Source organism: Pontibacter sp. Tf4 (genome assembly GCF_014212495.1).
GTDB lineage: Bacteria > Bacteroidota > Bacteroidia > Cytophagales > Hymenobacteraceae > Pontibacter.
Genome location: NZ_JACKZC010000008.1, coordinates 48,011 through 69,353 on the forward strand (window position 1 = coordinate 48,011; position 21,343 = coordinate 69,353).

At 46.9% G+C, this 21,343-nt stretch carries 18 protein-coding genes; 2 read left to right on the forward strand and 16 right to left on the reverse strand.

From position 1 onward, the window contains the following. Positions 1 to 14: 14 nt before the first annotated feature. Genes H7F15_RS14070 through H7F15_RS14080 form a run of 3 tightly spaced genes read right to left on the reverse strand, consistent with a single transcriptional unit; the run spans position 15 to position 2,392 of the window. Positions 15 to 431: a 6-carboxytetrahydropterin synthase gene (locus H7F15_RS14070; protein WP_163914987.1), complete on the reverse strand. Its 417-nt coding sequence runs from the start codon at positions 429 to 431 to the stop codon at positions 15 to 17. Next, positions 432 to 1,439 carry an iron ABC transporter permease gene (locus H7F15_RS14075; RefSeq protein WP_185197632.1) on the reverse strand — a complete coding sequence of 336 codons (1,008 nt, stop codon included), beginning with the start codon at positions 1,437 to 1,439 and terminating at the stop codon, positions 432 to 434. It lies immediately after the preceding gene. Then, positions 1,436 to 2,392 (reverse strand): ABC transporter substrate-binding protein, encoded by a 957-nt coding sequence (locus tag H7F15_RS14080; RefSeq protein ID WP_255481256.1) that lies wholly within the window; start codon positions 2,390 to 2,392, stop codon positions 1,436 to 1,438. The genes H7F15_RS14075 and H7F15_RS14080 overlap by 4 nt, the downstream gene beginning before the upstream one ends. 22 nt (positions 2,393 to 2,414) lie before the next feature. Between H7F15_RS14080 and rfaD the strand changes: the two genes are divergently transcribed. Together rfaD and H7F15_RS14090 are read left to right on the forward strand one after the other, a co-directional pair. Next, on the forward strand, positions 2,415 to 3,380 hold the full coding sequence (gene rfaD / locus H7F15_RS14085) for an ADP-glyceromanno-heptose 6-epimerase (protein WP_185197633.1): 966 nt from the start codon (positions 2,415 to 2,417) through the stop codon (positions 3,378 to 3,380). A gap of 448 nt (positions 3,381 to 3,828) precedes the next feature. Continuing rightward, positions 3,829 to 4,287 (forward strand): YciI family protein, encoded by a 459-nt coding sequence (locus H7F15_RS14090; protein ID WP_185197634.1) that lies wholly within the window; start codon positions 3,829 to 3,831, stop codon positions 4,285 to 4,287. Positions 4,288 to 4,415: 128 nt separating this feature from the next. Here the strand turns inward: H7F15_RS14090 and H7F15_RS14095 are convergent, their stop codons facing one another. The 13 genes from H7F15_RS14095 to H7F15_RS14155 all read right to left on the reverse strand — a co-directional run bounded on the left by H7F15_RS14095 (position 4,416) and on the right by H7F15_RS14155 (position 21,337). Further along, entirely contained in the window at positions 4,416 to 7,958 is a 3,543-nt protein-coding gene (locus H7F15_RS14095) for a hypothetical protein (protein WP_185197635.1), read from the reverse strand. Beyond that, complete coding sequence (locus H7F15_RS14100) at positions 7,894 to 11,598, reverse strand: HAMP domain-containing sensor histidine kinase (RefSeq protein ID WP_255481257.1); 3,705 nt, start codon at positions 11,596 to 11,598, stop codon at positions 7,894 to 7,896. Before H7F15_RS14100 ends, H7F15_RS14095 begins: the two co-directional genes overlap by 65 nt. Positions 11,599 to 11,871: 273 nt before the next feature. Next, positions 11,872 to 12,153, reverse strand: coding sequence for a hypothetical protein (locus H7F15_RS14105; protein ID WP_185197636.1), 282 nt, complete (start codon positions 12,151 to 12,153; stop codon positions 11,872 to 11,874). A 31-nt stretch (positions 12,154 to 12,184) separates the two neighbouring features. Beyond that, positions 12,185 to 12,742, reverse strand: a complete 558-nt coding sequence (locus H7F15_RS14110) for a DUF420 domain-containing protein (RefSeq protein ID WP_185197637.1) — start codon at positions 12,740 to 12,742, stop codon at positions 12,185 to 12,187. Then, entirely contained in the window at positions 12,720 to 13,388 is a 669-nt protein-coding gene (locus H7F15_RS14115) for an SCO family protein (protein WP_185197638.1), read from the reverse strand. The genes H7F15_RS14110 and H7F15_RS14115 overlap by 23 nt, the downstream gene beginning before the upstream one ends. An 11-nt stretch (positions 13,389 to 13,399) precedes the next feature. Further along, positions 13,400 to 13,741 (reverse strand): cytochrome C oxidase subunit IV family protein, encoded by a 342-nt coding sequence (locus tag H7F15_RS14120; protein ID WP_185197639.1) that lies wholly within the window; start codon positions 13,739 to 13,741, stop codon positions 13,400 to 13,402. Between the two features lie 60 nt (positions 13,742 to 13,801). After that, a complete protein-coding gene (locus tag H7F15_RS14125; RefSeq protein WP_185197640.1) occupies positions 13,802 to 14,548 on the reverse strand; it encodes a cytochrome c oxidase subunit 3 in 747 nt (248 codons plus the stop codon). 20 nt (positions 14,549 to 14,568) lie between these two features. Then, on the reverse strand, positions 14,569 to 15,147 hold the full coding sequence (locus H7F15_RS14130) for a cytochrome c oxidase subunit 3 (protein WP_185197641.1): 579 nt from the start codon (positions 15,145 to 15,147) through the stop codon (positions 14,569 to 14,571). A 2-nt stretch (positions 15,148 to 15,149) separates the two neighbouring features. Then, a complete protein-coding gene (cyoE, locus tag H7F15_RS14135) occupies positions 15,150 to 16,052 on the reverse strand; it encodes a heme o synthase (protein ID WP_185197642.1) in 903 nt (300 codons plus the stop codon). A gap of 2 nt (positions 16,053 to 16,054) precedes the next feature. Further along, positions 16,055 to 17,128: a heme A synthase gene (locus H7F15_RS14140; protein WP_185197643.1), complete on the reverse strand. Its 1,074-nt coding sequence runs from the start codon at positions 17,126 to 17,128 to the stop codon at positions 16,055 to 16,057. Between the two features lie 6 nt (positions 17,129 to 17,134). Then, a complete protein-coding gene (locus tag H7F15_RS14145) occupies positions 17,135 to 18,964 on the reverse strand; it encodes a cbb3-type cytochrome c oxidase subunit I (protein ID WP_185197644.1) in 1,830 nt (609 codons plus the stop codon). A 35-nt stretch (positions 18,965 to 18,999) separates the two neighbouring features. Next, entirely contained in the window at positions 19,000 to 20,058 is a 1,059-nt protein-coding gene (locus H7F15_RS14150; protein ID WP_185197645.1) for a cytochrome c oxidase subunit II, read from the reverse strand. A 25-nt stretch (positions 20,059 to 20,083) separates the two neighbouring features. Continuing rightward, a complete protein-coding gene (locus H7F15_RS14155) occupies positions 20,084 to 21,337 on the reverse strand; it encodes a quinol:cytochrome C oxidoreductase (RefSeq protein ID WP_185197646.1) in 1,254 nt (417 codons plus the stop codon). Positions 21,338 to 21,343 lie beyond the last annotated feature (6 nt).

Consider the following 21,343-nt stretch of genomic DNA (forward strand, 5'->3'; position numbering starts at 1 on the left):
TACTGTTATAAAACCTATTCTCCGAAGTACTCCACGTAGTTACGCGGGGTTTCGTAAAGCTTGAGGCTGTGTAGTTTAGCGCTGGATATCTTTTCTATTTGCGGAGCCAGGATATTCCAGAACTCTACAATCAGGTTCTCTGTGCTGGCCAGTTTGCCTTCCATAAACGCCACGTCTAGGTTCAGGTTCTTGTGATCTACCTTCTCGATGATGTGGGTACGGATAAGCGTGCTCAGTTTTTTCAGGTCTATTACAAAGCCAGTGTCAGGGTCCGGCTTGCCTTTTACGGTAACAATAAGCTCGTAATTATGCCCATGCCAGTTGGTATTTGCACACGGCCCGAAAACCTCCTTGTTCTTCGCCATCGACCAATTCGGGTTGTGCAGCTTGTGGGCTGCATTAAAATGCTCTAATCTGCTAACGTAAATCATCTAACTGCTAAACTTGTAATTTTTTCTGGACAGCAAATATACAAAGAAAGGAACACCAAAGAACGATGTAATGATTCCGATTGGCAGCCCGGTTGGCGGATAAATTAATCTGGAAAGTAAATCGCAAAGCAACATGAACAAACCTCCGACAAAAGCACAGAAGAGCAGGTTGCTCCGGCCAGTGGTACCCAGCAGCCCGCGTGTTACATGCGGCACTATCAGCCCCACAAACCCGATAGGCCCCGACGTAGCCACGGCAAAGCCCGTAACTATAGATACTGCCGCCAAAATAGCCCAGCGCGTATGCGACACCTGCACACCCAGCGCCTGTGCCCTTTCGGAGCCCAGCATGAGTATATTCAATTGTTTTTGAAGGAAGGCGAAAAGGATAAGCGCAACTATTAGCGCCACTGCCGGGTAAGGCAGCAAAGTCCAGCTGGCCCGCTCAAAACTGCCCATACTCCAGAAAATAACCGATTTCAGTTTGGATTCTGAATCTGAAAGGAAGGTAAGTAAACCCACCATAGCCGTGCAAAGCGAGCTGATGGCAATACCGGCCAACAGTAACTGCGCCGGAATAAGCTGTCGTTTGCGGTAACCCAATATCACCACTACCAGCGTAACTATAAAAGCGCCCGCCATAGCCAACACCGGCGGCATGTAAAAGCTACCTACTGTTATCTCCACAAAGCCAAAGAACACCAGTACCGCCCCTAAAGATGCGCCCGAAGCAGTGCCAAGCAAATAAGGATCTGCCAGCCCGTTGTTCACCATCGCCTGCATTAAATAGCCGCAAAAAGCCAGCGAAGCACCCACCACCAACGCCAGCAGCAAACGCGGCAAACGCAAGTGCACGATAGCGTAGTGCGTAGTATTGTCGGGGTTATAGTTCAGGAAAGCTTCGGCTATAGTTGAAAGGTCCGACTCAAAAGAACCCACCTGTAAGCCCAGAACTATAACTATGGCTATCAGCAACAGGGCCAGTATAAAGTACAGGCTGCGCATCATGGGTATAGAAATCCTTCCAGTTCTCTGATCGATTCCACAATTCTTGGGCCTGGCCGTTCAATTAAATTTCCGGTTGGCGCGTAGATTCGTCCGTCTTTATAAGCTTTTATCTTGCGCAGTTCCGGATACTGGCTGAAGAAAGTCTGCTCCAGTTTTTCTTTGGTGCCACCCATCAACACATCCGGGTTCAGCTTTAAAATATATTCGCGGGTAAGCGCCGGGTAAGGCTGATCAAATGTTTCCTTCACGGCATTCTCGGCACCTAAAATACGAAGTTTATCAGTCAGCAGCGTGTTTTGGCCATACACATAGATCGGGTCGGTCCAGGTTATCGTCAGCACCTGCAGCGGATTTGGGTGGTTTTTATAGTTGGCTTCGAGTTGCTTTACTTCTTTCCTTAGCGAATCAGCTAAATGATTGGCTACCTGCTCGCGGTCCATAATGTGGCCAATGTCTTCTATGCCTGTCAGTACATCTTCTACGGTTCTGTACTTCTGGTAATAAACAGGTATGCCCAGTTCCTGCAGTCGTGCGGCATCTTCTAACGGCGTCATGCCTTCGCTGGTAAAGATCAGGTCGGGTTTCAGGGCAAGTACCTGTTCCAGGTCTACGGGGTAATTGCTGACGACAGGTTTTGTGTAAACGGCTGCCGGGTAATCACAATCGGGCGTTCGGGCAATGACGTTGGCGGTATCAACTATAGCAAACAGCATTTCGGCCATGGCTGAGGTAAACCCGAAGACGCGCGTTGGTCTTTTAGAAAGATGCAGCTCCCGGCCCAGGTCATCGGTTATAGTTATCCCTTGCTTCTGCTCTGCTTGCTCCTGTTTTTGCTGGCAGCTAACTATAGTTAGCGCTGCAACTATAAAACACAGAAAGTATAAAGTATAAACTATAGTTTTGTTCTTCATCGGGGCAGGACCTGCTCTTGATATTTTCGTAAATTTACGCAAAATCTAACATAGCCCTAATTCTATGATCGTAGTAACCGGTGCTGCCGGGTTTATTGCCAGTTGCCTGGTAAGCCGACTTAATGCAGCAAACTTCAATTACATTGTAGTGGTGGATAATTTCTCTGTCGCTAAAAAAGAAGACAACCTGAAAGGCAAAAAAATAAAGGAGTTTGTTGACCGCGATAACTTTATAGAATGGCTGGACAAGAACTATGAAGAAGTAGAATTCATCTTCCACCTGGGTGCCCGCACCGATACTACTGAGTTCAACAAAGACGTTTTCGACCTGCTGAACCTGAACTACTCCAAAGCTATCTGGAATGCCTGCTGCGAATACCAGATTCCGCTGGTTTATGCTTCTTCGGCAGCCACGTATGGTTCCGGCACATTGGGCTATGATGATGATGAAGCAACTATTCCGCTGCTGAAACCACTGAACCCCTACGGCGAATCCAAGAACGATTTCGATATCTGGGCACTGCAGCAAACAGCAAAACCTTTCTTCTGGGCTGGTCTGAAGTTCTTTAACGTGTATGGCCCTAACGAATACCACAAAGGCAAAATGGCGTCGGTTATTTTCCATGCCTACAACCAGATAAAGGCCCACGGCAGCATGAAACTGTTCCGCTCACACCACCCCGATTTTAAGGATGGTGAACAGATGCGCGACTTTGTGTATGTAAAAGATGTAGTGGAAGTTTGTATGTTCCTGATGCACCACCGCAAGAATTCCGGCATCTACAACTTAGGCTCCGGCCAGGCCCGCACTTTTATGGCGCTTGCGCTAAATACCTTCGATGCCATGGGCGTAACTCCGAACATCGACTTTATGGATACCCCCGAAAACCTGCGCGACAATTACCAATACTTCACCGAAGCCAACATGAGCAAACTCCGCTCTATCGGGTATGATAAACCTTTTTATAGTTTAGAAGAAGGCGTTAAAGACTACGTGCAGCATTATTTGATGGAGGGCAGGTATTATTAATTGTCTGAATCAGGATTTACAGGATTTTAGGATTAGCTGGATTTCTGCTTGAGTCAGGGTTAATGGGCATTTTTAGGGTTGGTCGGCTTCTATTGTAGGGACAGGTCGCGACCTGTCCGTGGGTAAGTTTTAACTATAGGACTATACTTTCAACTATACCAACTGCAGAAATTCCCCTCTCGGGAGGGGCAGGGGTGGGTTAAAAAGTCAACTATAAAACTATAGCCAGCGCCTTTGCAATTCCTGTCCCTGCCGGCCCAGTTGAGTCAGGAGACTCAACACCATAGTAAGTCACGAGTCTGGAGACTCGCGCCAGCAGGCGGGTTTCGGAGCAAGGACGCTCGCGCCAGCAGAAGTTTATTTTTTGATCCTGAAAATCCAATAATCCTGAAAATCCTGATTCAGACTATATTTTACTAACTTGATAGCCACTTCTAAAACTATATTTATGAAATACTTCTTCACCCTTGCTATACTTTGCTGCCTTAGTTTTGCAGCCAGCGCCCAAACACAAAACCCAACCTATAACAAAGCCCTGGCCGACTCGTTGGGGGCCGACAACTATGGCATGAAGCAATATGTGCTGGTTATATTGAAGACCGGTTCCAATACCACCACCGACAAAGAGAAGCTGAACCAGTACTTCAGGGGGCACATGGAAAACATCGGCAGGCTGGCCAAAGAGGGGAAATTGGTAGTTGCCGGTCCGTTTGGCAAAAACGACAAGAACTACCGCGGCATTTTTATACTGGATGCCAAAACTATAGAAGAAGCGCAGAAACTCGTTGAAACCGACCCTGCCGTACAGGCGAAGATCTTTGACGTGGAGCTTTATCCGTGGTATGGTTCAGCGGCCCTGCCTGTATATTTGGATACCCACAGTAAAATTTCAAAAGAGAATCCATAGGTTTGAACCGGAGTTAATTGCACAGACCTCCGAGTGTTTTTAGAACTCGGATCGTCTTATTTACACCGCAGCTGAAGACACTCACAGGAGCTGCGCACACTGTGAGGTCAACAAACGAATCATAGACTTTAGAACAACACTGATACCTGCGTTCGCCCGGTGTGTACGGCATTTATACCATTGGCTTTGCGGCCATCATAGTTTAGTGAGATGTTGAGGCCGTTGCTCAGGCGTTGCTGCAGGTTCAGGCTCCAGGTCAGGTTGTTGCCGGGGCGCAGGGCATTCAGTATCTCATAGCCTACAAAAGAAAACTCATCGCCGGTAAAGCCTATCTTTACATACTTTAGGGTGGCGGTGGCAGCACGTTTGTTTACCTGGCTCAGCCTTGTTTCCAGGCCCAGCTCATGAAAATCGGCTTGTTGCTCGCCATTGTCTGTATTTAGTTCGTTTTCGCGGTGCGAGAACTGGTAGGTGCCTGTAAAGCGCAGGCGGGTATTCGGCTGGAAAGCCAGCTCCGGCATCAACTCCGCCGACCTGATCCTGAAATTCTTGGATTCCAGAAAATTAGACTGGTTCTCGCGTACGCTGGTGCCAATTGTTAGCTTCGAGCTCAGTACTTCGTTCAGGTTAACACGGCCAATTACACTATGGCTGCCCACAATACGTGTTTCGGTACCATTTGCCAGCAACGACTTCTGCTGATTCTGCTGGAAAGTGTACTCCAGGCCATACAGCGGGTTGCTGCGGTTAAAGTAGACCGAGTTGCGCAGCGTGCGGGCCATCGAGATCAGGAACTCATCTTCAATATCCTGGCTGAAAGGATTAAAGCGGTTTTGCAGGTCATCGTCTGTCGTCTTCTTATCGATACTCACAAAAGATAGAATGGCGAACCTGGCAGCAAAGCCTTTTACTCCGTTGGCTGTGCGCCAGCTGCGTGGGGCGTTTGTGTTCAGCCGGTAGGTAAAACGGTTGGTATAGGCATTAATGTACTCGTCAGTCGGCAGGAAAATCTTGATGTAGCGCTGCTGGTCTACGGTCTGGGCTTCCAGGTAATCGTTCAGGTCGTTGGGGTTGCCGCCTTCGCGCAGGTAGTGCGTGCCCTGGCCGGGCAATGTTTCGCGGAACACGAATATCTTTTTCAGTTCACGGCCGGTAGCCACTTCGTACGTCAGTTCGGAGCGCAGGCTACCATCCAGCATCGTGGCATTCCAATCGGCACGGCTTTGTATGGTTTCTTCCAGCTTGCCATCCGACAGTTTTAATTTGCGATACGTAGCCTGCAGCGCCAGGTCGCTTTCTGCTCCTATGGGTGTGCTGAGCGCGGCATTGTACGTTTGCCCTACTTCCGGTGACCCGAATTTGCCGGCTATAGTTGGGCGCTGGTCAGTGCGGTGGCTATAGTCTACCCGGAAGCGGGTACGGGCTGTGTCGCCGCTTTCTATGTAAAACAAGTGCTCATCAAAATACTGAGCCGATCCTACCAAGGAGTCTGTTCCAATTGTTTCGATCCGGTTCTTATCGAAGCGGTATAAATAACCCGGCGAAAAACCTTTAAACTTATACTTTGCGCCCACATCGCCGCGGTACCAAGTAGATCTGTTCTGATTTTGTTCGCTGTTGAGCATAAATAAGTTATTGCGGAGCTCTACGTTACCTATTTGCTTCAGTATATCCAGGTAATGCTGCACGCCCTGCAACTGTTCTTCGCGGTTGCGGCTGCTGATCCTATAGTTAAACAAATTCAGCTGGTCTTTTATAGCTCCCACAGAGAAGTTAAAAATATGATCTTCCGCTTTTGTGTCAGGGTTCTGCAGGCTCCAGTCGCGGTCGAACTCTATGGGGCGGTAACGGTCTATGGGTTCAAAATTCTGATCGGTAAATTCATAGTTCAGGGTGCTGTTCAGCTTGTACTTGCCGAGTATTGCCAGTTCCTTGTCCTGCACCTGGTAGCCCACCCGCAAGGCTTTTCCGTTATCATCAGCCGCATCTAAAGGCGAAAACCGGTTCAGGTCGTTTTGCGAGGCAGCTCCTTCCACAAAAACATTGATACCTTTCTGTAGTTCGTAGCCGGCACCTATGGTTACCAGCTGTTTTTTGCGTGGCGTGGGCACCACCCGCACCGGAGCGTAATTCCCCTGCTGCACATTATTTACCGGGGCTACCCAGCGGTACACACGGCCATTCACTGTTGTATTTGCTACCACATAGTCGCCACGACCCTGCCCTACTTCCGAGAAACGGACGTTAAAATACGCCGAATCAGGGTTGGTAGAGTATACATAGATCTGCCTCGGGAATCCGCCAACTATCGTATCTTTCCGGGCATACAACACCTGGTTCGGGTCAAAAGCCACACTGTCTATACCGGGTATTACGGCGCGGTTCAGGTCATCGCCTATGCTGGCGAGCAATTCCTTATCCTCGTCGCGCAGGTCCAGGTTCAGCAGGTTGTTGGGGTTATCCTGCTCGTTGTAGTAGTTGCCGTATACACTCAGCTTGCCCAGCTGCTGGTAATGGCTGGCATGGTAAATGGCCCGGCTATAGTTTTGGTCCGAGTACTCAAAATCAACTTTAATACGGGAATTACGGGTGATAACATGCTTGGTGGTAAAGGTGATCTCGGCCTGGTTATAGTCGATGGTATAGTCGTAATCGTAGCCACGCAGCAGCAGCCGGCCATCTAAAAATACCCGCTCCGAGTTAGCCAGCACGATAATAAAGCGCTCGTTGTTCGGTCCGCGCAAACGGTAAGGTCCGAGCACACCTTCCTGCGGTTGTATCTCCTGCGAGGTGAACTTCCCCTTTGAGGCCGATGCCGCTATAGTTGTAATACCCTGCCGTTCCGGTGTTTTGCCAAACGTCGTCTCAAAGGCTGCACCCTGTACGTTTTTATAGAACTGCAGAAAGTACGACGGCCTGTTACGCAACACCACATCGCCGGCCGTGAGCTGCCATAGTTTGTGTTTCAGGGTGATGTATACTTTATCGAACTCCTGTAATTGCTGTGTATTTCCTTCCGGCTGAAACGGGATGTTCTGATCCGTAATAGCGGCTGTTATATCTATTTCGTCCGTCAGTTTACCGTCCAGCTGCAGGTTAAGAGCAGAGTTTACAAAAACGTTCTGCGTGTTACCAAACGAAATACCCCGGCTTATGCTACCGGTCTTGTTCAGGCCTGGTGTTTTAAAGATCTCTTCGCGCTGGGTAATATCCTCCTGTAAAAAGCCTTTGTTAAACGAGCTCATGTCCAGTTTGGTAATGTCCCGCCGGAAGGCTGGCCTGGTCAGGTTCAGGGGCAGCACCCGGAAACAGATCAGTACCGAATCCGGCAAGGCGCGCATGGTACCCAACGTATCTATAGCTACAGAATCAGGAGCAGGAAATCTGGTGAATGTAAACTCATTGCGGCTATAGTTGTAATCAAACGCGTACTGGTCTTTTTTTGGCCCGAAAAATTCTATCGTAGATGGCAGCACCGTCATAGAGTCCAGCACGACAGGCTCTGAAGTGACGCGCAGCCATTGGCAACGGCGGTTGCTCAGGGGCGTCTGGGCCAGCAGCGGAAGGCAAACTATAGTCAGTAATACAGCAAGTATAAACGTTTGGCTACGCATGGTTCGCCAGCGGTAACGTAATTTTAAACGTGGTGCCTTTGCCTTCTTCTGTCTCAAACCAGATCCTGCCTCCCGCATTCTCAATGCCGCGTTTGGCTACCGCCAGGCCAATGCCCGAGCCGGTATACTTGGTACTGAAGTTCGGTACAAATACTTTATGCCGGATCTCTTCGGGTATGCCACTGCCGTTATCACTTATCCGGATGTAAACTTCCTGTGCATTCTGGCTCAGCTCTACCCTTATCTGTGGCTTACGGGTGGTAGGCACGGCCTGTATTGCATTCAAAAGCAGGTTATTAAAGGTACGTACCAGCAAGCTTTCATCGGCCATCACCATCACTTCTTCCGCAGGAATATCAGAAACCACATGGGCAGAGGCCGGGTCGTTGTGCAGATCGGCTGCTTTACGCAACGCAGTAGCCACATCCACCAGTTCCGCCTTCGGTTCCGGCATCGATGTAAAGCTGGAAAAAGAGGTAGCAATATCGCTCAGGATGTTGATCTGCGTGATCAGTGTCTGTGAGATCTTGCTGATCAGCTGTTCTGTGTTCGGCCTGTTCTCTTCTATGGCTTTCTGCAGGTATTGCAGCGAAAGCTTCATCGGCGTCAGTGGGTTCTTGATCTCGTGCGCTACCTGCCGGGCCATTTCGCGCCAGGCGGCCTCTTTTTCCTGTATGGCCAGGTCCTGCTTGTTCTGCTCCAGTGTCAGCAACATGCGGTTGTACTCGTTCACCAGCATCCCAATCTCGTCAGCGCCTTCGTAGGCCAGCATTTCATTCTTACCGGTCAGGGAGGTACGTTTCAGTTTGTCGGCCAGCAGGCGTAATGGCACGGTCAGTACCCTCGAGGCAAAGAAGGTAAGCAGCATGAACAGGATGAACATGACAGTAAAAATGTTCATGGTCGTAGTGATCAGCTCGATCAGTTTCATATCCAGCTCTTTCTCCGAGTCGAAGAACGGAATGCCAATGAAACCGGCAATGGAAAATGGATCGTTGTTGACGCGCAAAGGCAGGTAAACGGAATTAAAGGTCAGGTTGCCGGCTTTTTCCTGCAGCAATACCCGCAGCGCCTGCCGTTCCGAGATAGCCGCAAATGCTTCCGGATTTACCAGTTTGGAAAGTAATCCGGCTTCGAATATCAGAGGCTGACTGGTAGTAAGCAGTCTTCCGTTGCGGTCGTACAGGTTTATATCGGTCTCTGAGATGGCAGCTACTTCGGTAATGCGTTGCTGCAGCTCATTCTTATCATAGGTAACGCCTGCGCTCAGCATGTCGCCCAGGGTTTCCTGCACAATTCGTCCGCGCTGCTCGTAGGTCAGCATCAGGTCGCGCTTGTACGAGGCTGTCACCAGGCTGGCAGTAGTAATACTTACCAATAGCAAGGGCAGCAGTATGCCAAAGTTCAGGAAGACCTGGATCTTGGTGCTGAAGTTAGGCCGGAAGTCCCGGATATAGGCCGGCCTGGCCAGCAACACAAGCAACAAAATCAGGATAATGCCCGCCAGGAAGATGAGGAACATGAAAGAGAAGTTGGATAATACTTCCCAGACACTGTATTTCTGTGTAGTTACCACCAGCACCCGGTGCGGCCCGTCCTTCACGCCAAAATGATGGTAGTTGCCCTGGTTATGTCCGTCGCGGTAAAACTCTGAGTGGCCTATGTGCGCGGGATCCAGGTTGGTGGCGTAATCGTACTGTCCCTCACTGAAACTGAGTTTGCGGTCTTCGTAAATGGCATAGCTCAACAGGTCCGTCCGGAATGGCTGCGAAGATTTCTGGTTGCTCAGAAGTTCGGGTACCAGGCTGTGCGGCAAAAGTTTCTGCAAGCTGAGCTGCAATACTATAGTTCCTTCCTGCTGATGGCCAAGCGGTACTTTTATCAGCTTAAAGTATAGCCTGGAATTATACCGGGCAGGGTCTTGCACCAGGAACAGGTTTTTACGCTCTGTCCGGTTTTCCGGCGTGTTATATTTTTTCAACAGTTCCTGCAGAGTAGCAGCCGTGGTGTCGGCGCTTTCCAAGGAGTTTCCTCTGCTATCAAAAAGCAACACATTGGTTTCGTACTTGTCGAAATACTCGTGCAGGTACTGCCTTGTGATCTTCCGCTTTATAAAAGACGCATCTACATACGGTCCTAACATTTTGGAGCGTATCAGCTGATCTGCCGCAATCCGGGCGGCTACTTCATCCAGAAAATATTCGCCTACCACATCGTTACCTTGTATTATGCTGTTCGCAAACGATTGCTTGTACTGCCGCACCTGGCTCTGGTAGTGCCTGTACAGCGCAAAGGCTCCTGTCAGGGCACTCATCATTAGCACCAGAAAAACAAACAGATAGCCCCGGAAAGCAGTATTCACCACCTTCCTGTACTGCGCCGATAATAGGATGACGAGCCAGAAAAGCGTACCGTTCACGATGAGAGCCCAGAACTGTACCGGCCCCAGAAGCGCAGATACCAGCAGCACAACAAAGATCAGCAGCAACAGGCGGTAGGTCCAGCCCAGGTTACGCTTCACCAGAACAATAACTGTAGTTGCCAGCATGTAGGTAAAGCAGCAAAGCGCTATCGTGTGCAGCAGCATAATGCTGTACAGAATAACCTTATACTTCGTAAACTCCAGCGACTGGTTAATGTCCAGAACGAGCGGGGAATTATGGTAAATGCCAAAATAGAACCTAAACAGCACTACCAATAGCAGGTAGAGAGCCACAATACAACAGGCAATTACCAGCCGGGCCTGTTTCTGCGAAAGCGTTTTGAGCTGCTGGGTAATATCGTATTTAAAGTATAGGTAAACGCCGGCACCAGCCACTGCCAGCAGCAGCAACATATTCAGGGCCAGGTCACCGATGGAAGGCGACCAACTGGAGGATGCATATAAGCGGGAATCAAACAGCTCGAGGTCGATGATCGCAAACGGCAGGTTGAATAGCAGCAAAACAATCCGTAGCACAATAAGCGCTACAAGCATAGTAATAACTCCACGGCCATAGTTAGCGCGCCTTACCTGCTGCTGACAATAAACTATAGCCGCTGCTATGTAAAGCACAATTGCCAATAAAAGTAATAGTAGCTGTACTGTCTGCTGCCCGTCGTTTCCGGTTGGGCTTTCCAGGTTAAGGGAGAACAGGTAAGTGCCTGTTGGGGAGTATATTTTCGGTAGCGGCGCCAAGTGGTTCTGCAATACCATTACCGCTGCCTTCCCAAAAATCTCTTCAGATAGCTTCCGGGTAAGGTATTCGTTTTTCACACGGTAGTCAGTCTCCAGCGGGATGTAAACATATACACGATACTCTCTTACCTGGCGCGGCACCACAATAAATCGCCCGAACTCACTCCCCGAAAAAGAGATATGGTCTGTAGCAGGCGTAATATCCAGCTCGGTTATCACGGCATGTTCTGACCAGAAAACCAGCCTGTTGCCTTTGTAAATGTGGGTCGGGTAATGAGCTATGCTCAGTAGTGTAGAGAAGGATAACTGTCCGCTGTTCAATTCATGGGCTAACTGCTCTGCCTGTATTTCCGCTTTGGCTATAGTTTGATTAACCTGCTTTTGGATGGTTTCTGCCTGGTCCTGCTTACCGGCAAGCGCAGCCGGCAACGTGATGATGTTAAAATGAACAGCAGCCGTAACCGCAAAACACAGCAGCGACAGGAACAATAACAGATAAGGGGCAACCTTCCGATTCAAATTTCAGCAGTTTATCACACGAATTTAATTAAAACCACAGAGATGCCCTATTGATTCGGAGTTGAATTATAGTTTGCCGCAACCGAAAGGCGCCTTCTCTTACGTGGTGGCTTTACAAACAGAGTACTATGGTGCCAAACCGACTACAAAAATGATGCTAAAACATAAACCCCGGCAAGCAGCCCGCTATAGTTGCGGATATTGCTGACCGGGGTCTCTTGCTTATAGTTGAAAGCTATAGTTCTGACTTGCATTAACTATAGCTTAACTGAATTACATCTTCTGAGCGGCGTTGCGCTTCTGCATCTTATGACTTCTGTACCACATAAAGCCAATTGTTCCAACCAGGATATACGGGATGGCCATCAGGTAAAGGATACCGGTGTTCAGTCCGGAACCAACCTCATTGCTGTCGCTAGAGCTGCCTGTACCTACGTTAGACTCTACGGTAGCACGGCACATGGCACATTGGCTGTAAGCGGGTGCTGAAAAACTGATTATTAGCCCTGCTACCAGTGCTATAGTTAGGATATGTTTTAACAGTAACTTTTTCATGATACTATAGTTTGCTACTTGTTTTACGAATTTAAGCGTAGTAAGGCGATATTAAAAGATAGACCAGCACTCCTGTAATGGCTACATACAACCAGATCGGGAATGTCCATTTAGAAATGCGGCGGTGGCGCGCCAACTGATTGCTGATACCGAAATACACGGATAATAATACCAATGGAACTATAACTACGGCCAGTACAATATGTGTTAGCAGCACAAAGTAATAAATGTATTTCAGGACTCCATCGCCTCCATATATGGTGCGTTCGCCTAAAAAGTGATAGGTCACATACGATACCAGGAATATCGCCGAAAGTCCGAATGCGGTGAGCATAGCGCCGCGGTGCACTCTTACATTTCCTTTTTTAACATTGATATAGCCTACTACCAGCGCAATTGCAGTCAGAGAATTGAGGATAGCATGCAGCGGTGGCTGAAAAGATACATCAACTGTAGTGTTAGCGGTAGCCTTATCAAAGTAAAAAAGCACGGCCACTGTAACCGGAATTACTATTGAAAGGATGGCAATCAGAAATAGCACGCGTTTGTCACGGGCGCCGGTCAGGTTATTTTCTTTTACTGTATTCATCAATCAACACATTTATTTCCAGTATCAGGCGGTCTACATCTGTTAAATCCGTTCCATCATAGACCCCACGCACCACATTCTCTTTGTCAACCAGCATGATCTGGTTTGTGTGCAGGAAATCTTCTGGTCCGCCCGTTTTCTGTAATGGAATATCAAAGCCTTGCTGGGCCAGCTGGTAAATCGTATTCCGGTCGCCGGTTAAAAAATGCCACTTTGAAGTATCGGCTTTAAAGCTGGTGGCGTACTGTTGTAGTTTCTGTGGCGTGTCTTCTTCCGGCTTAACCGATATCGAAACAAGCGCCACATCCGGATTGTTCTGAAAAGCCTCCTGTACCCGCACTAATTGTGAACTTAATTTATGCCATATGCCCGGGCCATCGGCCATCACAAAATTTACCACATAGATCTTCCCCTGCAGGTTCTGCTGTGAGAAAGGCTTCCCCTGCTGGTCAGTGAGCTTAAAATCCGGGACTTTCCGGAAAAGTGTATCCCCTTCAGCGGTATACACCACACTTCCGCTTTCATCTCTGACAGGGAAATATGACTTAAGGGTGAAGTAGTGCTCCCCGAAAATGTAGATAAATATAAAAACGAAAAGAGGCACTAATAATAGAATCCCTACTATTAGTGCCTTTAGCTTAGTCATTTATAAAAAGCTTATTTAAAGTAATTGGTAATAGAGTCGTAGTAGTAGCTACCTTCTGCAATAAGTGCTACCATCAGCCATACAACCAGTACCAACGGAATCAGGATTGACCAGATCAAAGCTTTAGTTTCGTGCTTTAAGTGCATGAACTCCGCAACAATATAAAATGCTTTGAAAACTGTCAGGATAATAAAGATCGCGTTACGCAGAGTGCTGGACTCCATTGTAAAAGCAAAAAGGAATTCGATTGCCGTTAAACCAACCAGAATAATGAATGTTCTCCAGATGGCTTTAGTCTGTGGTTTCGGAACCTCCCCGGTTGCGCTATAGTCGTGTTCGTGATGCGTTGCCATATTTATAACATTTAAACCTATGCTTTTATGAGCTGCAGGTTGTTGTTTATACTTTGTTTATTAGATCAGGTAGAAGAATGTGAAAACGAATACCCATACAAGGTCTACAAAGTGCCAGTAAAGACCGATCTTCTCTACCATTTCGTAGTGTCCACGCTTATGGTATACCCCGTTTACTGTGCTGATGAAGGCAATTATTAAAAGTGTCCAGCCAATAAATACGTGGAAACCGTGGAAACCTGTAATAAAGAAGAATGCATCAGCAAACAGCACCGGCCCATACTGGTTAGCCAGCAAACTGGCCCCATAAATACGGCTGCCATCAGCCAGCAACATGCCTTCTTCAGTTCCTGCTATAAAGTGAGACCACTCCCAGGCCTGGCAACCAAGGAAGGTAGCACCAAACAGGATAGTCCATAACAGCCATTTCTGCACATCGTTTTTATCCATTCTGTGTCCTGCTTCTACGGCTAACACCATTGTTACAGAGCTCAGGATCAGGATCATTGTCATTAAGGCCACAAACGCCAGCGGCAGATCCATGCCATGTAGTCCAGGGAAAGCGTTGAATACTTTCTCAGGGATAGGCCACCATTCTGTTGAAAATGTAAATGCTTCCGGCTCACCTGTGTATGGCGTGTGCCTGTGACGGGCCAGACCATAAACAATAAGAAAAGCGCCAAATGTAAATGCATCGGACAGCAGGAAAAACCACATCATGAGTTTTCCATAGCTCGCTTTCAATGGCTCATTGCCACCATCCCATGTACCCGAATTAGGTGCTTCCAGCGTAGTTGAAGTAGACATAGTTTATGTATAAAACGTGTTTAGTGATTTACCTGTAAAAAGAAATACAAATATAGCCAAAGTCCGCCTAAAAAGTGCCAGTATATGGTGCATAACTGCAAACGAAGCATATTTTTAGAGTGTACTTTGTATTTAAAGCTCGCCATCAGTACGATAGCCAGAAATATTAACCCTGTGATCAGGTGGAACCCGTGCACACCGGTTAATACATACAGGAACGAGCCTGCCGGGTTGCTTGATGTACCACCAAAGTACACATTATTCTGTACCAGGTTATCCCATGCACTCAGCTGACCGAACAGGAAGCCTGCACCCAGCAGCATGGTTAAGGCCAGCATGATTTTTACCAGACTAAGGTTATCTTTTTTAGCAGCATTATTTGCCCATTGCATTGTAACACTGCTCAGAATGATAAGAACGGTATTAATGATAAACATCTGTGGCAGGTCAAATTCCAGCCAGTTACCTTCTGCCCGTCTTACAATGTAAGCACTGGTAAACGCCCCGAACATCATCACAATACTGAGGATGATAAGCCAGAGCGAAAATTTAAGCGGGTGTATACCGCCTGTAGTATTGTTATCTATATTGGCAACCATAACTATAGGTTAACTTTATCTAAAACAAAAGCGATCTGTACGATCGGTAAATACAAAAACGACCCGAACATGATGTTCATCGCTGCCTTTTTAGAGCAGGTGCGCATCAGATAAAAGGTCTGAGCCAGAAACAGTACCCCACACACCACTGCAATTAAAGCAGAAGTTTTACCAGTCATGCCAAACTGTAATGGCAAAAGACTTAACGGTATCAGTACCAACGTATAGATCATGATCTGGAAAGCTGTTTTAAGATTCTTACCACCCTCAAATGGCAGCATCTTAAAACCAGCCTTTTTATAGTCGTCATCCAGCACCCAGGCAATTGCCCAGAAGTGCGGGAACTGCCATATAAACTGAATCCCGAATAAGATCCAGGCTTCCACGCCCAGTACACCTGTAGCAGCTACCCACCCGATCAGGGGTGGCATGGCTCCCGGTATAGCACCTACAAAAACACAGATAGGGCTGATGCGCTTTAGCGGTGTATAAACAAAGCCATACAGAACAAGCGAAAGTAACGAGAAAGCTGCTGCAAGTATGTTAAATGTATATGCCAGCAACACCAGTCCTGCTACTCCAGTCAGTACACAAAACAAGATAGCTTCCGGAACGCTCAGTGCACCTGTTGGCATTGGCCTTTTAGCAGTGCGCTTCATGAATTTATCATGGTTGCGTTCCAGTATCTGGTTAATTGTGTTGGCTGATCCTGTTACAAGTAAACCACCAATAAAAACCAGAACTATCTCCCAGTAAGGTGCTCCCGGCTTGCCCAGCATAAACCCTATAGCGCTCGAAAAAGCAACTGTAAAGCTTAACCTGAACTTGAGCAGTTTAAAATATGCCAAGGCTTTGTGTCCCACACTTGTTACTGGCAGCAGCGTCTTATTCTCTTCTATCAACATCACTATACAAAAGCTACTGATCTGTTAACCGCCTTTTTAGAGGCGTAATAATAAATTATCAAAATCATGAACTGCACCCCGAACAGCAACGCTGCAAAAGTAAGATGCAATGGCTGTACCACAGGTGGCATGGCAAAATAGCTCAGAATTATCCCGAAGATAACCTCTGCCGCAATCATGGCCAGCATAATGTTGGTCCAGCGGTTTATTCTTGCATCTTTCAGCTTATACAACAAATAAGCAAGGTACAGGTGCATTGCCACTACCACAATCGAGAAAGAACGATGGATATAAAAATCTGTCCCTAAGTTCTCAATCCATTTATCACGCTGGGCGTTTCCCAGGGTAAAGGCAATAATGTCAATTTCTTCCCTTATCTGCGTTCCTAACAGTATCTGACCAAATGTTACAAGCAATACAGCCCATAACATCCACTTTATTTTACTGCTGGCAGGTAAGGTTGCAGTGTTCTGTCGCTCCTCTGCCCTTACTACCGCATACTGCAGTAAAGCTACCAGTACAAGTGCCAATGCCATGTGAATGGTAATGGTAACAGGCAGCAGGTTAGTGGAAACAACTATAGATCCTAACCAGCCTTCAATGCCTACCAGTATAAAACTGATAAAGGACAGGTAGAATACTGCTGGGTCTGATTTCAGGAAAGGAACCGCCTGAAGCACTGTCAGAAATATAAGGATACCGATTGCAACACCAACCAGTCTGTTCAGGTACTCGATCCAGGTCTTTGTTACATTAAACTCTGTTTCGAGGTACTGGCTTGGATGCGAAAAGATATAGGCTGCCACCTTATCAAAGCCGGCAGTTTCTAAATAGCCCGCCAGTTTCTGGTTTTTGGCAATCCGCTTTTCCTTATATACTTCCAGGTAGTCTTCTGGCAGTTGGTTAACATTAGTTGGAGGAACCCAACTTCCGAAGCACTTTGGCCAGTCTGGGCACCCCATTCCTGATCCCGTACTTCTTACGATTCCTCCAACTAAGATTAGAAAGTATACAGCAAATACTGTTAGTACTCCTATTCTTCTAAACTTAACTATTTTAGAAGATTTGTTAACCATGATAAATTATTCTAATACACGCTCCTGAGGCAGATTCGATGACTGCGTCTGAGAGAATGGTACTGTCTGTGGAATAAAGTCTTCAGCAGCACCTGGCTTGCTATAATCGTAAGGCCATCTGTATACTGCCGGAATCTCTCCTGGCCAGTTGCCGTGACCTGGGTTGATTGGCGTAGTCCACTCCAAAGTGTTAGAGTGCCAAGGGTTAAGCGTTGCTCTGCGACCTTTAAAGATGCTATAGATGAAGTTGAACAGGAATATAAACTGTGCAGCAAAACCTAAGATAGCAGCGATACTGATAAAGGTGTTCAGGTCTGTGAAGATGTTGAAAGCTTCAAAACCAGTCCAGTTATAGTATCTTCTTGGGAAACCAGCAATACCTACATAGTGCATTGGCATGAAAACCAGGTATACGGCGATGAATGTTAACCAGAAGTGAACAAAGCCTAGTTTCTCGTCCATCATGCGTCCGAACATTTTAGGGAACCAGTGGTAAACACCGCAGAACATACCGAAGAATGCTGCAGCACCCATTACCAGGTGGAAGTGAGCTACTACAAAGTATGTATCGTGTAACTGAATATCCAGCGCTGAGTTACCAAGGATAATACCAGTAAGACCACCAGAGATAAACAGGGATACGAAACCGATCGCAAACAGCATGGCAGCTGTAAAGCGGATGTTACCTCTCCATAGTGTTGCCAACCAGTTAAACACTTTTACCGCAGAAGGTACTGCAATTATCAAGGTAAGGAACATGAACACCGAACCTAAGAACGGGTTCATACCGGTTACGAACATGTGGTGCGCCCATACAACGAAAGAAAGTACGGCGATACCCAACATAGATCCGATCATGGCTCTGTAACCAAATATCGGTTTACGTGCATTGGTAGCAATTACTTCAGAAACCAAACCGAATGCTGGGAGAATTACGATATATACTTCAGGGTGACCCAGGAACCAGAATAAGTGCTGGAACAGGATAGCGCTACCACCAGTCTGGCTAAGTGCCTCTCCGGCGATATAGATATCTGAAAGGAAGAAGCTTGTACCAAAGCTACGATCGAAGATCAGAAGCAGGGCAGCTGATAAAAGTACAGGGAATGATAACAGACCCAAGATAGCAGTCAGGAAAAACGCCCAGATAGTCAGTGGGAGTTTTGTCATAGACATACCTCTTGTTCTCAGGTTGATAACTGTGGTAATATAGTTAACACCACCTAACAACTGAGATACAATGAACAAGGCCATACTGATCAACCACATTGTCATACCAGTACCAGAACCTTTAATAGCTTGTGGAAGGGCACTTAGTGGCGGATAAATCGTCCAGCCACCAGCTGCAGGACCTGTCTCTAAGAAGATAGAGATGAACATGATCACACTGGCTAAGAAGAATATCCAGAAAGAAAGCATGTTCATGAAACCAGATGCCATATCACGGGCACCGATTTGTAACGGAATCAGGAAGTTACTGAATGTACCACTCAGACCAGCTGTCAGTACGAAGAACACCATGATCGTTCCGTGCATCGTTACCAATGCCAGGTAGAATTCCGGATCCAGTTTACCATTCTGTACCCACTGTCCCAGGATCGGCTCCAGGAACGTGAAAGTAGCTTCCGGCCAACCAAGTTGCAGACGGAACAGAATAGACATGAAACCACCAATAAAAGCCCAGGCGATACCCATGAACAGGTACTGCTTGGCAATTACTTTATGGTCCAGGCTAAAGATGTATTTTTCAAAAAAGTTTTGATCGTGATGATGCTCATGCTCGTCGTGACCATGGTGCATATCCGTTTGGTGAATAGCGATATCTGTACTAGACATTTTCTAAGTATTTAAAATGCTATAATTCTTTTACTCTACTCTGCGGCAACTGGTGCTGGTGCTTCCTCAGTTGCTGGCTTCTGGCCAGCTGCACTGGTGAATTTAGCTACCACGTCAGGATTCTGAACTGCAAAAGCTTGTTGCTTTGCCAACCATGCTTCATAATCTTCAGGCTCATCCACCACCACTACATAACGCATAGCAAAGTGGCCACGGCCGCAGATCTCTGTACAGGCAAGTTCATATTTAAACTCTGAGTTACCTGTCTCGCTCTGCATTTCACTTGTTGTCTTAGTAGGCACGAACCAGAACTTTGTCGGCATACCTGGCACGGCATCCATCTTCTGACGGAAGTGTGGCAGGAACACACTGTGGATCACATCTCTTGAACGTATTTTAAACAATACAGGCTTACCTTTTGGTACGTGAATTTCCAATGGATTCACGATATCATCATGCGAGTTTGGATCAGAAAAATCAATACCGAATTCATTTGTTGCATCAATAAGCGTTGTCTTGGTTACACCCAGCTTGCCATCCGGACCAGGGTATCTTACCATCCAGTTAAACTGCTTACCCATTACCTCCACTACAACGGCATCAGCAGGTGCTGAGCTTGTAATTTTGGTCCAAGTTTTCCAGCCGGCAAACACAAGTAGTGCCATTACCACAGCCGGTATAGTTGTCCAGATGATTTCCAGTTTGTTATTGTGCGGATAATAGTAAGCACGCTTATTTTCTTTATGCTGGAATTTGTATGAGTACCAGAAAAGAAGTATCTGCGTAATTACAAACACAATACCGATAACAATCATTGTTGTCCAGAACAGCTCATCTGTCCACTCACCGTGAACAGAAGCAAGCGGCTGGTTCATATCGTCCCAGGCAGCTGCAAAAGACCATACGAATGCTGCTCCACCTATTATCAGGAACAGCAGTAACATCGTACTGTTAACCTTATTACTTGTCTTTGTTGTACCCGCTGCTTTTTGCGACGATCCTCTGAAGATGGAGGCAAGCGTTCCAATCCTGAAAAGCTGGAAAAGAACTACTAAAAGCAGGAGTATGGATATACCAATAGCGATCGTAATCATTATATTTTGTCTTTAGTAATATCTTTTAAACGTGATGATGAACACTTTCTTCCAGGAATGGATGGTTAACCGGCACAAGAGAAGCTTTTGCAAGTCCTTTTGTAAAGGTAAGCAGGAATACACCCAGGAATACCAGTGTCGAACCTATTTCGATAAAGCCGATTCCAGCATCTCCGCGCATTGTTCCCGGCATCATCATCAGGTAGAAGTCCAACCAGTGGCCAAGCAGGATAGCTATAGTTACGATCTTCAGCATGATCATCTGACGTTTCGCATCTCTTGTCATTAATACAAGGAAAGGGAATGCAAAGTTTACAATCAGGTTAGTGAAGAACACCCACTTGTAATGCTCATCCAGACGAGCCAGGAAGTAAAGAGATTCTTCCGGAATGTTTGCATACCAGATCAGCATGAACTGAGAGAACCAGATGTAGGTCCAGAAAATAGAGAAAGCAAATACAAATTTACCTAAGTCGTGCAGGTGGTTGGCGTTCACCATTTTCAGGTAGCCATTCTGCTTCAGGATGATAACGGTTAGCGTGATTGCTGCAAGACCTGCTACAAACCAGCTGGCAAACACATACCAGCCAAACATAGTAGAGTACCAGTGCGTGTCAATTGACAGTACCCAGTCCCAGGCAGCCATTGAAGAAGACACACCAAAGAAAACCAGGAACATAGCTGAAATTCTGATGCTCTTGTGGTAGTACGCTGTGCCACCCTGCAGGTCCTCATTAACAGAGTTTCTTCTCAGCCAGTTAAAGAAAAGTATCCAAACCGCGAAGAATATGATCATTCTGATCAGGAAGAACCAGAAGTTCAGATAACCTGCTTTACCAGCAATGATCGGGTCATAGCGCTCGTCATTGATGTCATACAGGTATTCGTGTGTCCAGTGGAAAATGTCATGTCCGCCCACCAGGAACAGGATGATCATGATCGCACCGCCTATTGGTAGGAAGTAGCCAAGAGCTTCCGGTATTCTTTTGATAAGCACAGACCAGCCAGCATAGGCCACGTACTGTACCGCCACAAAGAATACGCCGATAATGGCAATACCACTAAAATATACGTTATTTAACCATAAGCTCATGAGTAAGCGCTTTAGCCAGCTTGCAGGCTCGTGCCCTGCTACTTCTCCATGACCTGCTCCATGATCCGCTCCACCACCTGAAGCCATAAAAATGATGCCTGCAATAACCAGCACAACACCTATAGCTATCATCAAGAAAAACTTGTTATTGGTTTTTCGTGGTATAATGAGTCTTTCTTCTGTCATTATTCT

Excerpts from the sequence above, each read along its gene's own strand:
- H7F15_RS14090 (WP_185197634.1), top strand. The coding sequence starts at position 3,829 with ATGAAATACTTCTTCACCCTTGCTATACTTTGCTGCCTTAGTTTTGCA.
- H7F15_RS14130 (WP_185197641.1), bottom strand. The coding sequence starts at position 15,147 with ATGGTTGCCAATATAGATAACAATACTACAGGCGGTATACACCCGCTT.
- H7F15_RS14145 (WP_185197644.1), bottom strand. The coding sequence starts at position 18,964 with ATGTCTAGTACAGATATCGCTATTCACCAAACGGATATGCACCATGGT.
- H7F15_RS14155 (WP_185197646.1), bottom strand. The coding sequence starts at position 21,337 with ATGACAGAAGAAAGACTCATTATACCACGAAAAACCAATAACAAGTTT.
- H7F15_RS14075 (WP_185197632.1), bottom strand. The coding sequence starts at position 1,439 with ATGATGCGCAGCCTGTACTTTATACTGGCCCTGTTGCTGATAGCCATA.
- H7F15_RS14115 (WP_185197638.1), bottom strand. The coding sequence starts at position 13,388 with ATGACTAAGCTAAAGGCACTAATAGTAGGGATTCTATTATTAGTGCCT.
- H7F15_RS14150 (WP_185197645.1), bottom strand. The coding sequence starts at position 20,058 with ATGATTACGATCGCTATTGGTATATCCATACTCCTGCTTTTAGTAGTT.
- H7F15_RS14140 (WP_185197643.1), bottom strand. The coding sequence starts at position 17,128 with ATGGTTAACAAATCTTCTAAAATAGTTAAGTTTAGAAGAATAGGAGTA.
- H7F15_RS14105 (WP_185197636.1), bottom strand. The coding sequence starts at position 12,153 with ATGAAAAAGTTACTGTTAAAACATATCCTAACTATAGCACTGGTAGCA.
- H7F15_RS14120 (WP_185197639.1), bottom strand. The coding sequence starts at position 13,741 with ATGGCAACGCATCACGAACACGACTATAGCGCAACCGGGGAGGTTCCG.
- H7F15_RS14125 (WP_185197640.1), bottom strand. The coding sequence starts at position 14,548 with ATGTCTACTTCAACTACGCTGGAAGCACCTAATTCGGGTACATGGGAT.
- H7F15_RS14070 (WP_163914987.1), bottom strand. The coding sequence starts at position 431 with ATGATTTACGTTAGCAGATTAGAGCATTTTAATGCAGCCCACAAGCTG.
- cyoE (WP_185197642.1), bottom strand. The coding sequence starts at position 16,052 with ATGTTGATAGAAGAGAATAAGACGCTGCTGCCAGTAACAAGTGTGGGA.
- H7F15_RS14110 (WP_185197637.1), bottom strand. The coding sequence starts at position 12,742 with ATGAATACAGTAAAAGAAAATAACCTGACCGGCGCCCGTGACAAACGC.
- rfaD (WP_185197633.1), top strand. The coding sequence starts at position 2,415 with ATGATCGTAGTAACCGGTGCTGCCGGGTTTATTGCCAGTTGCCTGGTA.